The 13,397-nt window shown below is 64.0% G+C and carries 12 protein-coding genes; 5 read left to right on the forward strand and 7 right to left on the reverse strand.

Going from position 1 to position 13,397, the window contains the following annotated elements; all coding sequences use genetic code 11:
- Positions 1 to 111 precede the first annotated feature (111 nt).
- Both NFG58_RS14975 and NFG58_RS14980 read left to right on the forward strand, forming a co-directional pair.
- Positions 112 to 612, forward strand: a complete 501-nt coding sequence (locus tag NFG58_RS14975) for a hypothetical protein (RefSeq protein WP_222515836.1) — start codon at positions 112 to 114, stop codon at positions 610 to 612.
- On the forward strand, positions 612 to 1,517 hold the full coding sequence (locus NFG58_RS14980) for a tetratricopeptide repeat protein (protein WP_222515837.1): 906 nt from the start codon (positions 612 to 614) through the stop codon (positions 1,515 to 1,517). Before NFG58_RS14975 ends, NFG58_RS14980 begins: the two co-directional genes overlap by 1 nt.
- Positions 1,518 to 1,634: 117 nt before the next feature.
- On the opposite strand, the gene htpG is transcribed toward NFG58_RS14980, so the two are convergent.
- The 3 genes from htpG to NFG58_RS14995 all read right to left on the reverse strand — a co-directional run bounded on the left by htpG (position 1,635) and on the right by NFG58_RS14995 (position 5,354).
- Positions 1,635 to 3,539 carry a molecular chaperone HtpG gene (gene htpG / locus NFG58_RS14985; RefSeq protein WP_045993791.1) on the reverse strand — a complete coding sequence of 635 codons (1,905 nt, stop codon included), beginning with the start codon at positions 3,537 to 3,539 and terminating at the stop codon, positions 1,635 to 1,637.
- Between the two features lie 242 nt (positions 3,540 to 3,781).
- On the reverse strand, positions 3,782 to 4,801 hold the full coding sequence (locus tag NFG58_RS14990) for a PaaI family thioesterase (RefSeq protein WP_240184312.1): 1,020 nt from the start codon (positions 4,799 to 4,801) through the stop codon (positions 3,782 to 3,784).
- Positions 4,802 to 4,997: 196 nt separating this feature from the next.
- Entirely contained in the window at positions 4,998 to 5,354 is a 357-nt protein-coding gene (locus NFG58_RS14995) for a YkvA family protein (protein WP_045993792.1), read from the reverse strand.
- Between the two features lie 260 nt (positions 5,355 to 5,614).
- Here NFG58_RS14995 and NFG58_RS15000 point away from each other — a divergent pair, with 260 nt between their 5' ends.
- The gene (locus tag NFG58_RS15000) at positions 5,615 to 7,558 is read left to right on the forward strand and encodes a transglycosylase SLT domain-containing protein (RefSeq protein ID WP_124803029.1); all 1,944 of its coding nucleotides are present in this window, start codon (positions 5,615 to 5,617) and stop codon (positions 7,556 to 7,558) included.
- 157 nt (positions 7,559 to 7,715) lie between these two features.
- Here the strand turns inward: NFG58_RS15000 and NFG58_RS15005 are convergent, their stop codons facing one another.
- A complete protein-coding gene (locus NFG58_RS15005; protein ID WP_045993794.1) occupies positions 7,716 to 8,369 on the reverse strand; it encodes a LysE family translocator in 654 nt (217 codons plus the stop codon).
- Positions 8,369 to 8,794 (reverse strand): TM2 domain-containing protein, encoded by a 426-nt coding sequence (locus tag NFG58_RS15010; RefSeq protein ID WP_045993795.1) that lies wholly within the window; start codon positions 8,792 to 8,794, stop codon positions 8,369 to 8,371. Before NFG58_RS15010 ends, NFG58_RS15005 begins: the two co-directional genes overlap by 1 nt.
- Before the next feature lie 357 nt (positions 8,795 to 9,151).
- Between NFG58_RS15010 and NFG58_RS15015 the strand changes: the two genes are divergently transcribed.
- Complete coding sequence (locus tag NFG58_RS15015; RefSeq protein WP_045993796.1) at positions 9,152 to 9,358, forward strand: cold-shock protein; 207 nt, start codon at positions 9,152 to 9,154, stop codon at positions 9,356 to 9,358.
- A 271-nt stretch (positions 9,359 to 9,629) separates the two neighbouring features.
- Here NFG58_RS15015 and NFG58_RS15020 read toward each other — a convergent pair whose 3' ends face one another.
- Both NFG58_RS15020 and yegS read right to left on the reverse strand, forming a co-directional pair.
- On the reverse strand, positions 9,630 to 10,190 hold the full coding sequence (locus tag NFG58_RS15020; protein ID WP_348826862.1) for a hypothetical protein: 561 nt from the start codon (positions 10,188 to 10,190) through the stop codon (positions 9,630 to 9,632).
- Between the two features lie 364 nt (positions 10,191 to 10,554).
- Complete coding sequence (gene yegS / locus NFG58_RS15025) at positions 10,555 to 11,484, reverse strand: lipid kinase YegS (protein WP_045993797.1); 930 nt, start codon at positions 11,482 to 11,484, stop codon at positions 10,555 to 10,557.
- Between the two features lie 258 nt (positions 11,485 to 11,742).
- Between yegS and NFG58_RS15030 the strand changes: the two genes are divergently transcribed.
- Positions 11,743 to 13,365, forward strand: coding sequence for a cation:proton antiporter family protein (locus tag NFG58_RS15030; RefSeq protein ID WP_197037166.1), 1,623 nt, complete (start codon positions 11,743 to 11,745; stop codon positions 13,363 to 13,365).
- Positions 13,366 to 13,397 lie beyond the last annotated feature (32 nt).

Genomic DNA, 13,397 nt, shown 5'->3' on the forward strand with positions numbered 1-13,397 from the left:
CGGCCAAGAAACCTGTACCAGGCCAATTTCGCGCGGCGAGGACGGCCGCCTGCGCTATGCTGACAAGGGCATACGTAGGCCTGAGCCCTGTCCCACCGCCGGGTGCCCGTGATGAACAGCTTTCCCACGCTTCTGGAGTACGGTCTGCCAGGCTTCGCCGTGGTGCTGCTGATCCTCGGCTACCACCTGCTCAACAAGACCCACACCCTGTTGCTCAATGAGCGCTCTGGCGAGACCAGTGAGGGCACCGAGTTGCGCATTCGCTATCTGCAGGAGATCTCCAAGAACGCCAGGCTGTTCATGGCGCTGAGTCTGCTGTTCTTCGTCGGCGGGCTGGCCATGGCAATGATGAAACCCTCGAGCCAGGTCAATCTTTCCATCGCCCCGCCGGAAGGCGTACTGCCGGTCATCCGTCTGCAGGAGCGGGACATGCCGCTGGATGGCCGGGGCACGGTCGTGCTGAAGGTCCAGGACGACAATGTGCTGCGCATCTTGAACAACGATCTGCACGGCCGGCTGATCGCCATCGAGCAGGAGCGCGACGCCTTGAAGAGCCAACTGGCCGACGTCATCGCTGCAGCGGAGCGAGATTCTCCGCAGGTAGGCTTCTAATGAAGAACAGGCAGGGCGCCTTGGCGTCGCGCGCGATGGCGACAGACCTGGCCGGGCCAGCGAAGGGAAAACGACGGCGCCACCCCACGTCTACGATAAACGCCCTGCTGATCGTGCTGCTGAGCGTCGGGGTGGCGTGGCCGGTGATTGCCCAGCAGGCCCCGCTGTCCAGGGCCAAGGCGCTGTTGCAGCAGGGTGACAACCAGGCCGCCCTGCGCGAACTACGGCCTCTGCTCGAAAGTCCTGATCCGCTGGCCCGGATGGAAGGCTTGAACGCCCAGGGCTGGATTCTGTATCGGGAAGGCCGCCACGCTGACGCCTCAGCGCTGTTCGAGCAGGCGCTCAGGGCGAGTCAAGGTCATGACGGCTTGCGTGAGGTGCGCCTGAAGGCTCTCAACAACGCTGGCATCAACGCCTTTTCCGCCGGAGAGCTCGACAAGGCTCGAAGCTACTTCGAGGCCGCACTGGCCCTCGGCAGCGACGTGGCCCCGCGCTACCTGACCATCATCACCCGCCAGGCCCCCATGCAGTCGGCCCAGCAGCAGGTCAGCGCAGGACGTGAAAAGCGCATCGAGCGCGACTTCGAGGGGGCGGTGGCCGACTACACCCGGGCGCTTGCGATCGACCCGAACAACAACGACGCGCTCTCCTACCGCGGCTACGCCTACTACCGCTTGGGCCAGTACGACAGGGCCCGGGCGGATATCGAGGCGGCCCTGGCGAGTTCTCCCCAGCGGCTGGACGCACTGATCAACCTGCTCAAGGTGAGCTGCGCCAGCGGCGATGACATCGATGCGGTGCTCAAGCGCCGAGGTCACGCCATCCAGCGTCAGCGTGAGGCCATGCTCGACGACAGGGAGCTTCAGCGCCAGTGCCCCGACCTCTTCGCCAGCCTGAAACACTGAACAACCGCCATCGGCGCGGCAAGGACGTCGCCTTGCAGTTGCCTGAACGCAGCGACGCCACCCGAAGGTGGCGTCGTGGTTGGGGCGCTTGAGCTCTTGACGTAGGCAGCCAGCTTGTCAGGCACTCAGCAGGGCGTTGAGACGCTTGACGTAGGCGGCCGGATCGTCGAGATGACCACCCTCTGCGATGATCGCCTGATCGAGCAGGATCCGCGCCAGATCACCGAAGCCGTCACCGTCGGCCCCTTCCAGGCGAGCGACCAGGGCGTGGTCCGGGTTGAGCTCGAGGATCGGCTTGACCTCGGGCAGGCTCTGGCCCGCAGCCTCCATGATACGGCGCATCTGGAAGCCCATCTCGTGCTCGGGTAGCACCACGCAGGCAGGTGAATCGGTCAGGCGGTGGGTGATCTTGACCTCCTGGACCTCCTCGCCGAGCGCTTCCTTGACCCGCTTGACCAGATCCTCCTTGGACTTGGCGGTCTCCTCCTGGGCCTTCTTCTCGTCCTCGTCCTCGACGTCCCCCAGGTCCAGATCGCCCTTGGCAACATCGGCAAACTTCTTGCCATCGAACTCGGTGAGATGGCTCATCAGCCACTCATCGATGCGATCGTGGAGCAGCAGCACCTCGATGCCCTTCTTGCGGAAGATTTCCAGGTGGGGGCTGTTCTTGGTGGCGTTGAAGCCATCGGCGACGATGTAGTAGATCTTGTCCTGACCTTCCTTCATCCGCTCCACGTAGTCGGCCAGGGACTGATCCTGGGTGGCGCTGTCGGTGTGGGTGGAAGAGAAACGCAGCAGTCCGCTGATCTTGTCGCGGTTGGCGTAGTCCTCCGCCGGACCTTCCTTGAGCACCGAACCGAAGGTGTTCCAGAACGTCTGGTAGGCTTCCTTGTCCTTGGCCAGCTTCTTGAGCATGTCCAGGGCACGCTTGGTCAGCGCGGACTTGATCTTCTCTACCTTCGGGTCCTGTTGCAGCAGCTCACGGGATACGTTCAGCGACAGATCGCGGGTGTCCAGCACCCCCTTGATAAAGCGCAGGTACAGCGGCAGGAACTGCTCGGCGTCGTCCATGATGAACACGCGCTGGACGTACAGCTTGACCCCACGGGCACCGTCACGCTCGTACAGGTCGAAGGGTGCGCGGCCCGGCACGTACAGCAGGCTGGTGTACTCCAGGTTGCCCTCGACCTTGTTGTGGCTCCAGGTCAGGGGGTCGGAGAAGTCGTGGGCCACGTGCTTGTAGAAGGCCTTGTACTCGTCCTCGGAGACCTCGCTCTTGGGCCGCACCCACAGCGCGGTCGCCTCGTTGACGGTCTCCCAGGTGGTGACCTCGCTACCGTCGACCTCGTTGCCATCGTCGTCGGTGGCCTTTTCGGTACGCGGCATCTTCACCGGTACTTCGATATGGTCGGAGTACTTGCGCACCAGGCTCTGCAGGCGATAGTCGTCGGCAAACTCCCTGGCGTCCTCCTTGAGGTGGAGGATGATCTCGGTGCCGTGCTTCTCGCGCTCGATCTCGGCGACCACAAACTCGCCCTCGCCTTTCGAGCGCCACTCGACGCCGGCATCGGCGGCGTCACCGGCCTTGCGGGTACGCACGGTGATCTCGTCGGCGACGATAAAGCCTGAATAGAAGCCGACCCCGAACTGGCCGATCAGCCGGGCGTCCTTCTGCTGTTCGCCGGAAAGCTGCTTGAGAAACTCGGCGGTGCCACTCTTGGCGATGGTGCCCAGGTTGGCGATCACGTCCTCGCGGTTCATGCCGATACCGTTGTCACGAAGGGTGACGGTGCCGGCCTCGCTGTCGTGCTCGATCTCGACGCGCAGCTCGCTGTCGCCCTCGTAGAGCGCATCATTGTCCAGCGCCTGATAACGCAGCTTGTCGCAGGCGTCGGCGGCGTTGGAGATCAGCTCCCGAAGAAAGATCTCGCGGTTGGAGTACAGCGAGTGGATCATCAGGTTGAGAAGCTGCTTGACCTCGGTCTGAAAGCCCAGGGTTTCTTCGTGGGTAGCGGTGGTCATGGTAGATCGAACCCCTTTCGACATGGCGATTTCCGGGCCAGCGATGGGTCGCTGGCGGTCCAGAGTGCACGGCTCGCGCCGCACGTCATTCAAGATGACAATCGATATGGGGTCCGCGCTGCGCTTTTCAAGGCTGGCGCCACCAAGTCAAGGCTGGCACCTTCACATCAAGGCTGGCCAGACCTGGGCCGACGTCCCTGGCCGTGGTCACCCGGCTAACGGCTGCCCAGGCCGGCTCTCACCTACGCCGGCGCCCCCAGCACGTAGGTCAAGCGAGCCCGGGCAACCGGCGCGTCTTCGTCGTCCTGCCACGCCCATGCCTCGACATTGGCCATGCGCCGCCCTTCGCGCACCAGACGACAACGCGCGAAGGTTGGCTTCACCCCGGCCGAACTGAGGTAGTCCACGGTGACGTTGACCAGCCTCGGCAGGCGCGGCTCACGGGTCTGCGCCAGGGTATCCAGCGCTGCAGCAGTCTCCAGAAAGGCCGACACCACACCACCGTGCAGCGCCGGCAGCATCGGATTGCCAACGTTGTGGGGACGCGTCTCCAGTACAAAGCGCCTGCCGTGCTCATCGCGGTCCTCCCTCACCCCGATGAAGTCGGCGTAGGGCACCTCGCCAAGCCAGGCGTTGATCTCACCGCTGGCACGCCCACGTTCCAGCAAGCCGCTGACACTCTCGTGTGGAGCCGCCGCTATCGCACCACTGTCGGCATCGCCAACTGGGGCCTTCTCTTCGATAAGGGGATCGCCCTCGTCTTCCACAAGACCGGCGAACATGGCCTCGGCAAAACCTGCTGGCGTGTTGCGCGGCCCCAGCCGGGCAAAGTGCCCGCGGGCGCAGGCCACCACCTGTCCTTCGTGCTGCCAGGCCCGGGCCTCGGTGAACACCACCGAGTCGGTGATGGCCTCCACTTCGGCACGTACCCACAATGACGCCCCCTGACAGGCAGGGCGACGATGACTGATATGCAGATCCAGGGTGGGACAGACCTCAGGACTTGGCAGTGCCGGCAGGACCGAGGCACCGCAGGCGGTGTCCAGCAGTACGCTGAGCACCCCGCTGTGCACCAGGCTTCTCGAGCGATCACCGCACAACTCGGCGCCCCCGGGCAGATATAGGGTGACGCCGCTGGCATCCACCGCAACGACGCGCATGCCGAGCGCCTGGGTATGTGGAATGACATCGACAAAGCGCTGAAGCGCCTGCCGCCAGAGCGACACGGAGGGTGGCTGCAGGGTGCGGTGCGAGGAGGACATGAGCGGGCTCGAATTCAAACGTTTGACTGACAATCTAGACCCAGCCCGCCGACGCCACAATAGGTCCTTGGTCCGCATTTTTACCTTTTACCCGCCAAATGCTCGCCAAGCGTCAGAAACAGACGACGTACCCTGAAGCAAACGCAAAAAGCTCGAATCCGCACACTTCGAGCCAGAAAATCAAGAACAAGGCACCTTAGATGTCGTGGATATCCCGCTCCTCCCGCGGAGCATCGTCCTCGCCAATACCACGCCAGGCGCGATAGTCGGCCAGACTATTGTCCACCTTGGTCAGCAACCAGCCGACGATGACCACATCATCGAGAAGACCGAACAGCAGCAGCACATCGGGAATCAGATCCAGCGGTGACACCAGATAGGCAAAGGCCACCGCCATCCAGCCGAAAGCCGCCCAGGGCACCGGGCGGTAGCGACCGCTGAGCACGTCCTGCAGCATCGGGATAAACAGCTTGAGCGCCCGCATTATATGCTTGAACGCTCGGGTGCGTTGGGTAAAGCGACCAATAACGGGGATTCGATCAAACAGGGCCATGGATAGTCTCCTCGACTCAATTCAGCACCAACGATTGCCGATGGTATTTATCGGGTGTCAACGGCTATCTTCATGGCGTCGACGTCGTCTTATCGCAACATGGGGGCGAAGCTGACCGGGGTCAAGTCTCGTAACCTGGCCGGGCAACTGTTCAAGGCCCGCCGGTTCGGTCACCATGTGGCTTCGATCCGACATCGATTCGCCGTCTACGGCACAAAAAGGCAGCAATGTCTTCTTCTTCACAGACCAGGAGGGTCTCCATGCCATTCGCCTTGTTTCGTCGCCTCGTGCCGCTGGTGGCAGCCACGGCACTGTGCATGCCATTGACGGCTACCGCCCAGGGCAGTGACGGCGCCATGCGCAGCGCCCTGGAAGCCGCCCGTAGCGGCAACTTCCACAACATCAACGACGCCGCCATTCGCGGCCACGAACTGGCCGGCTATGTGGCGTACTATCGTCTGCGCGATCGCCTGCCCAACGCCAGCCCTCAGGAAGTTCTCAGCTACATCTCGGCCAATGCCGATGCGCCGCTGGGTGACTGGATGCGTGAGCAGGCCATCCTGCGCTACGGCAAGGCCGGGCGCTACGGCGATCTGCTGGCCGTCGCCGGCGGCGTTCCCGAGACCACCGCCGAGCAGTGCTACTACTACACCGCGCAACTGGGCCAAAGCCCCGCCGTCGCCGCTCAGGGCGGCCGCGAACTATGGCTGGTGGGTCGCTCCCAGCCGGATGCCTGCGACTCCCTATTCTCCACCCTGCGCGCCCGCGGCGAGATCGGTGGCACGGAAATCTTCGAGCGCATGATGCTGGCCTGGGAAAACGGCGAAGACGGACTGGTCAGCTATCTTGGCCGTCAATTGGGACCCGCCTGGAGCTCCGCTGCAGCAGCGCAGCAAAGCGTGGCCGCCAACCCGTCGCGACTGGCAAGCGTAGCGCGCTGCGTCGGCCCCAACTGCGCCGGCACCGCCTCCTTTGTGCGGGCCGCCATCATCGCCACTGCAGAGTCATCCCCGGCGGCGGCGCTGTCCGCCTGGCAGCAGGTCTCCGGCAGTGTGAGCCTGCCGGCCCAGTCTCGCCAGGCGCTGGAGCGCGAGATCATCTATTACGCCCTGCGCCGCGACCAGCGCAGCCTGCTCGGCTGGATCGACGGCGCCCTGGCCGGCCAGCAGGATCCGGAGGTGTTCGAACTGCGTGCACGCCTGGCCATCCGCGATCGCGACTGGGCCGCCGTCGAGCGCACCGTTGGCATCATGCCCGCCGAGACCCAGGCCAAGGCGCGCTGGCAATACTGGCTGGGCCGCGCGCTGGCCCTGCGCGGGCAGCAGGCAGACGCGCAGGCCGCCTACGCCCGGGCAGCGGGTCAACGCGACTTCTTCGGCTTCGTCGCCGCCGACCGCCTCGGCCAGTCCTACGATCTCAACATGGAAGACACGCGTTTCAGCGAAGCCGAGCGCGCCCAGGTCGCCGGCTGGCCGACGGTGCGTCGCACCGAGGCGCTGCTGCGCGTCGGACAGGAAGGGCTTGCCAACCTCGAGTGGAATCACGCGGTACGCAGCGCAGGCCCCACCGACGCCCGGCGCCTGGCGGACTACGCCGCAGGACGCGGTTGGCACGTACGCCTGGTGCAGACGACCATCGTCGGCAAGATGCTCGACGCCCTGCCCTGGCGCTTTCCCGAAGCCTACCGGGAGGACTTCCGCCGCTGGGGCCAGGCCAACAATGTCGATCCCTACCTGCTGATGGGGATCGCCCGTCGCGAGAGCGCCTACAACCCCGAAGCGCTATCACCCGCCGGGGCCAGGGGCCTGATGCAGTTGATGCCGGGTACCGCCGCGCTGGTAGGACGCCAGGTGGGCATCGGTGATCCTGGACCCTACGGCGTGCTCGACCCGGCCACCAACATTCGTCTGGGCAGCACCTATATCCGTGACATGATCGCGCGCTACGGCGGCAACCGTATCGCCGCGGCGGCGGCCTACAACGCCGGCCCCCACCGGGTCGACACCTGGCTTGCCCGCGCGCCGGGCGAATTCGACCTGTTCGTCGAGGAGATCCCCTTCAAGGAAACCCGCCGCTACGTCCGCGCGGTGCTCGAGTACCGGGTAGTGTTCGAAAGCCTGGCCCAGGGCTCGACCCAGGGCGTGCAGGTGCTGACAGCGGCCGAGAAGAGCTCGCGCTACGACGGTTCCATGGTACGTCGATGATGTAGCGGAGCCCCGGTGCGTCGATGAGGTGAGATCGCCTCGCAAAGCAAGAACCCCCGGCCTGTGGTCGGGGGTTCTTGCTGTCGAGGTCCGGCTTTTGCGGTAGCTTCGCTGGCCTGTGTCTCGGGCTATTGGCCTACGCGCCGATCGCGTCGGCTCAGGACGGCGCCCGCGTCAACGCCAGCTTGACCCCGAACGCCACCAGCACGCCACCGGTCAAGCCGTTGAGCACGCGCGAGAACGCCGGCCGAGCGAGCCAGTGGCTGGCGCTGCCCACCAATACCGCGACCAGGATCTGCCACAGGTTGGCAATCACGAAGTGGATACCGGCAAGCCACAGGGACTTCAGCAAGGCCGGATCCGTGGGGGCGATGAACTGGGGCAGAAAGGCCATGTAGAACACCACCGTCTTGGGATTGAGCACGTTGGACAGCAACCCCTCGCGCAGCGGCCGCCACGGCGATACGCGCTGGCGGCGGGCGCCACTCGCCGCCGACACCGCGAGCCCCTTGCCGGCCCAGGCCTGACGCAGGCTGGCGACTCCCAGCCAGGCCAGGTAGCCGGCCCCGATCATCTTCAACGCCGAAAACGCCCAGGCCGACTGCAGCAGGATCAGCGATACCCCCAGGGCGGAGATGGTGGCGTGGACGAACAGCCCCGAACAGATCGCCAGGCTGGTCAGCACACCGTCGCGCAGACCGCCCCGAGCGGTGTTGCGAATCACCAGCAAGGTGTCGACCCCGGGAGTGACGCTCAACAGCGTGATCGCCACCACGAAGCCCAGCAACTGGGCATCGATCCAGCCTTCCATCAGCGCACGGACTCGAGGCTATCGGAGTGTTTCAGCGAAATCTGGTCGTTGAGCGTCCAGAAGTCGTAGAGGATGCCGATCAAGAACAGACCACCGGTGAGCAGATAGATGATGCCGGTCACCCATTTGCCCATGTAGAAACGGTGCAGGCCGAATACCCCGAGGAAGGTCAGCAGCACCCAGGCCAGGGTGTAGTTGGTGGGACCACCGCGGAACCGCAGGTCGGCCTCGCGATCCATGCTCGGGATCAAGAACAGGTCGATGATCCAGCCGATGAAGAACAGTCCGAGGGTCAGAAACCAGATGGTGCCGGTCACCGGCTTGCCGTAATAGAACCGGTGGGCGCCGAGGAAACCGAACAGCCACAACAGGTAGCCCACCACCTTGGAGTGGGTATCGTCGCTATGGATCACGGGGGCAGTCATGTGAATTCCTTGTGTCATCTTTTCCGTTAAGAGGCAGCAACGGGCGTCCGGCTGGACGCTGCTGGCCTTTCGATCTACAGTAACTTGGCGAGTCGAGGTAAGCCATTCTCGCCTGCCAGGGGTGGTCGACACCAGAGGTGTCGTTTCCCGGGTAATCGGAATCGCCAACTCGACCGCAGCGTAGGACAGCAAGTAGAAACGTCAGCAGTGGTAGTTCGATCGCTCTATTGTCGAAACACGCAATGCGCCCTTCTTTCTTGTCATGCCCACGCAACAGGGTTCAGACCACACGACGGGAGAAAAGCTCCCCGGGTGGTTGAGCCTGCACCATCATTTAGCGAGTTAAGGAAATCGACAATGGCAACTGGCACTGTCAAGTGGTTCAACGATACCAAGGGCTACGGCTTCATCTCTCCGGACGACGGCGGAGACGACCTGTTCGCCCACTTCTCCGAGATTCAGGCTGAAGGCTTCAAGTCCCTGCAGGACGGCCAGAAGGTCTCCTTCGAGGTGACTCAGGGCAAGAAAGGCCTTCAGGCCTCCAACATCAAGGTCGCCGACTGAGCCTAGTGCCTGTCTGACCTTGTCACGGGGAGATCGCATTCTGCGTGATCTAGCCACCCCGTGAAGCAACAGCGCTTGAGCAGGATTGCCGCAAGTTGTGACGATCCTCGATCATGCGACAAGAAGGCCCACCATACGGTGGGCCTTTCTTGTTGGTCGGCAGAGCCTGCCGGGGGGCCGATCGGATGCCGTAAGAGCTTGCTAGCACGCCTTGGGCCCATGACTAAGCCATGATTAAGCCACCCGGACCTGATGCCCTGCCAATACCAGCTCAGGGCGAGTTGTCGGTACGGGTCTCGACGTCGCCTTCGGCGTTGACGTCGGCATCGAAGGACGCGTCCGCGTCGGCGGGCACCTCCTCGGGGACCTGGCGCTCGGCCTGCTCGAAGGTCTCGTCGATCTTGCGCTTGGCTTCCTCGAACCGGCGTTCGGTTTCCTGAAGGATGGCGTCGACCTCCTCGCTCGATCCCTCGAATTGCACCGGTTCCTCGACAGGGTCCGGCACCGAGGGCACCGAGGCTTCTCCGTCGCCTGTGTCGCTCTGCTGCCCTTCACTGTCCGGTGTGCCTTGGCTAGCGCTCGTTGCCTCGGCCTGCTTATAGGTCTCGTCGATCTTGCGTTGCGCTTCCTCGAAGCGACGCTCGGTCTCCTCCAGGATGGCATCGACATCTGACTCGGTGCTCTCCCCCGGCAGCGCCTGGCCCTGCTCCAGGGTGTCGGTGGCACTGCTGCCGAGGTCTACATCGGCCCCATCGGCGTCACTGTTGCTCTGCGCCCCGTCGGCCCCGCTCGACGCCGCTTCACTCGATGACTCTGACTGGGCTGCGGACATCCCGCTCTCGGAATCGGATGGCTGTTGTTGAGTCGCTGACGGCTCCTCGTCAGTAGCTGAGGGCTCTTCCTCAGTAACTGAAGGCTCTTCCTGAACAGCGGAAGGCTCACTCTGAGACGCCGGGGGCTCCTCTCCATCACACCCAACCAGCCACAGCGGTACGCTCAGTGCCACCAGGGCCGCCGCCATTCGAGGGGTCATTGCCATCGTCTTCTCTCCATAAAGCCTTTGTCCATGCGCCCAATCTCCATGATTGATCGCGCGCTATTGCACCAAAGCCACCCCGGCCACGCAACTTGCGTTGGCGCTGCAGCAAGCCGCAATCTCGCCTATCGGGCGACGTCTATGGCGGCTCCCGCCCTGATCATTCTCCCCGGGGTGAGGCCATGCGACAGCTGTCGGGCATGGTCAGACGCAGCGCCAACGGCATGACCCGGGCCTCGAACGCGCGCTGATAGCAGGCTTCGCCGTCCAGCGTCAGCGGCAGGCGCGCCTCGCCATCGGCTTCAAAGCGCAACCAGGCGCTGCGAAAGGCGTCGACGTACTGGCCATGGTAGGGCCTGGCCCGCAGTTCCTGCATCATTGCCCGAAGCTGGCGCAGCGAGCGGAAGTCACGCACCAGCAGCACGTCGAACAGGCCGTCGTCCAGTCGCGCCGCCGGCGTCAACTGCTGACCGCCACCGGCCTGGATGCCATTGCCGATACCCAGCAGAAAGATGCCCGCTCGACTCTCCCCACCATCCCAGGCCAGGTGGCCCTGGTAGAGCTGATAACGCCAGGCCTTGAAGGCACCGAACACCGAGTAGGCTCCCCCGCCCATCAAGCGCTTGAGCGGCTTCGGTGTCGATGTGGTGATCTCGGCACCGAAACCACCGGTGGCCATGTTGATGAAATAGCGATCATTCATCCTTGGCACATCCACCCAGCGGCTGGGCAGACGACAGGCGGCGTCCAGCGACGCTGCCTGGCCGAGCGGCAGGCCCAGGGACTTGGCCAGGTCATTGGCGCTGCCCAACGGCATGATGGCAAGCTCCGGACGCTCTTCGCGCGGCAACTGCATCAGCCCGTTGACCACCTCATGCACGGTACCGTCACCACCGCCGGCGATGACCCGCTTGACCCGATCGCGTCCAGCCTGGGTGGCCTGGCGTTCGCCGTCGCCCTTTTCCCAGGTGACACGCACGTCCACATCGAGGCCGCCTCGCCGACAGGCGAAGACAGCGCTTCGCACTTCCGGCAATTGCGCCGATTGTCCGTTGAGGATCAGCCGATTGGTGCCCGGCGGCTGGGTCATCCTGACGCTTCCTTTTTCACATGAGGTTCATGAAAGTCGCACATCCTCCCTGTGCGGCGCCTATTTCATCACATCCTTCCCCCGGCATGGAGGCCCGCAGCGGCGATCCGACACCTGCCGGCGTCCAGCCACGTCCTGCTGCCGACGCCGCACCTATGCTGTTGCGGGACGGGCACAATCGCAGCCATAGCGCTGACTTGACCCGTATTTCCCTTACAATTGATCAAGACACGCCCCCCTTTGCGACCGAGTTCCTGCATGATTGAACCAATTTTTGTGCTGACCGCCTTTGTTTCAGGCCTGGCCGCCATGGCCCTCAGACTACCACCCTTGGTGGGTTTTCTCGCCGGTGGCTTCATCCTCAATGCTCTCGGCTACGACGAAACGCCGGTCCTGACGCTGATCGCCCACCTTGGCGTCACCCTGATGCTGTTTACCATCGGTCTCAAGCTCAACGTCAAGACCCTGCTGCGCCCGGACGTCTGGGGAGGCGCCAGCCTGCATATGCTGGCAAGCGTCGTGCTGTTCGTAGGTATTCTGGCTGTCCTGAAGGCGATCGTCACCCTCGGCTGGCTGACGTCACCCAACGGTCTACTCGCTGGACTCGACCTGACGACGCTGCTGGTGCTGGCGTTCGCCCTGTCCTTCTCCAGTACCGTCTTCGTGGTCAAGGTCCTCGAAAAGCGAAGCGAGACCCATGCGGCCTACGGACGCCTGGCCATCGGTATCCTGATCATGCAGGACCTGTTTGCGGTGATCTTTCTCACCGCCTCCACCGGCAAGCTGCCGAGCCCCTGGGCCCTGGGCCTGTTCGCGCTGCTGCCGCTGGCGCCGTTGCTGCGGCGGCTGCTCGACCGCATGGGCCACGGCGAGATGCAGATGCTGTGTGGCGTGGTGATGGCCCTGGTGCTGGGCTACGGCCTGTTCGAGGCGGTCGGCGTCAAGGGGGATCTCGGGGCGCTGATCATCGGCATGCTGCTGGCGCCCCACCCCGCCGCCCAGACGCTGTCGCGCTCGATGTTCAATATCAAGGAACTGCTGCTGGTCGGCTTCTTTCTGAGCATCGGCCTTACCGCCCTGCCCAGCTGGTCGCTGTTCGGCATCGCCTTGCTGCTGGTGGCGCTGTTGCCGCTGAAGAGCCTGCTCTACCAGCTTATTCTGATGCGTTTCGGCATGCGCCACCGTACCTCGGTGCTGGCCACCCTCAGCCTGAGCAACTATTCCGAGTTCGGTCTGATCGTCGGCGCCATCGCGGTATCCAGCGGCTGGCTGGCGCCGCAGTGGCTGGTGGTGGTGTCGCTCGCGGTCGCGCTGAGCTTCGTGGTATCGGCGATCCTCAATGCCGTCAGCGAGCAGTTCTACCGCTGGCTCGAGCCACGCCTGCCACCGGTCGACGAGGCGTCGCTGTCCCCCAGCGACCGCCCCATCGAGGTCGGCGACGCCGAAGCGGTGGTGCTGGGCATGGGCCGTATCGGTCGCAGCGTCTACCGTCGCCTGACCAAGGAGTATGGACTCAAGGTGCTGGGGGTCGACTCCAATCCCAAGAGCGTGAAGATGCTGGCCGACAAGGGCTTCAATATCGTCGAGGGCGACGCCGTAGACTCGGACTTCTGGGACAAGATGCTGATGTCCTCTCAGGTAGAACTGGTGGTGCTGGCGATGCCCCACCATGCCGGTAACCTGTTCGCCCTGAAGCAGCTGCGAAGCCGCCACTTCCCGGGCAAGATCACCGCCGTGGTCGAGTACCTGGAGGAGATCGACACCATCCGCGAACTGGGCGCCCACGCGGTCTACCACGTCTACGACGAGGCCGGCCGCGCCCTGGCCGACAGCGCGGCGGAGGAAGCGGGAATCATCTCGCGTACCGAACAACTCGGCTAGGCGCTGTCCGAAAAGTCGACGAGCGAAGGTTA

This window comes from Halomonas sp. RT37, from assembly GCF_040070525.1.
Lineage (GTDB): Bacteria > Pseudomonadota > Gammaproteobacteria > Pseudomonadales > Halomonadaceae > Halomonas > Halomonas litopenaei.

Coding starts and splice junctions, on each gene's coding strand:
- NFG58_RS14975 (WP_222515836.1), top strand. CDS start 112: ATGAACAGCTTTCCCACGCTTCTGGAGTACGGTCTGCCAGGCTTCGCC.
- NFG58_RS14980 (WP_222515837.1), top strand. CDS start 612: ATGAAGAACAGGCAGGGCGCCTTGGCGTCGCGCGCGATGGCGACAGAC.
- htpG (WP_045993791.1), bottom strand. CDS start 3,539: ATGACCACCGCTACCCACGAAGAAACCCTGGGCTTTCAGACCGAGGTC.
- NFG58_RS14990 (WP_240184312.1), bottom strand. CDS start 4,801: ATGTCCTCCTCGCACCGCACCCTGCAGCCACCCTCCGTGTCGCTCTGG.
- NFG58_RS14995 (WP_045993792.1), bottom strand. CDS start 5,354: ATGGCCCTGTTTGATCGAATCCCCGTTATTGGTCGCTTTACCCAACGC.
- NFG58_RS15000 (WP_124803029.1), top strand. CDS start 5,615: ATGCCATTCGCCTTGTTTCGTCGCCTCGTGCCGCTGGTGGCAGCCACG.
- NFG58_RS15005 (WP_045993794.1), bottom strand. CDS start 8,369: ATGGAAGGCTGGATCGATGCCCAGTTGCTGGGCTTCGTGGTGGCGATC.
- NFG58_RS15010 (WP_045993795.1), bottom strand. CDS start 8,794: ATGACTGCCCCCGTGATCCATAGCGACGATACCCACTCCAAGGTGGTG.
- NFG58_RS15015 (WP_045993796.1), top strand. CDS start 9,152: ATGGCAACTGGCACTGTCAAGTGGTTCAACGATACCAAGGGCTACGGC.
- NFG58_RS15020 (WP_348826862.1), bottom strand. CDS start 10,190: ATGTCCGCAGCCCAGTCAGAGTCATCGAGTGAAGCGGCGTCGAGCGGG.
- yegS (WP_045993797.1), bottom strand. CDS start 11,484: ATGACCCAGCCGCCGGGCACCAATCGGCTGATCCTCAACGGACAATCG.
- NFG58_RS15030 (WP_197037166.1), top strand. CDS start 11,743: ATGATTGAACCAATTTTTGTGCTGACCGCCTTTGTTTCAGGCCTGGCC.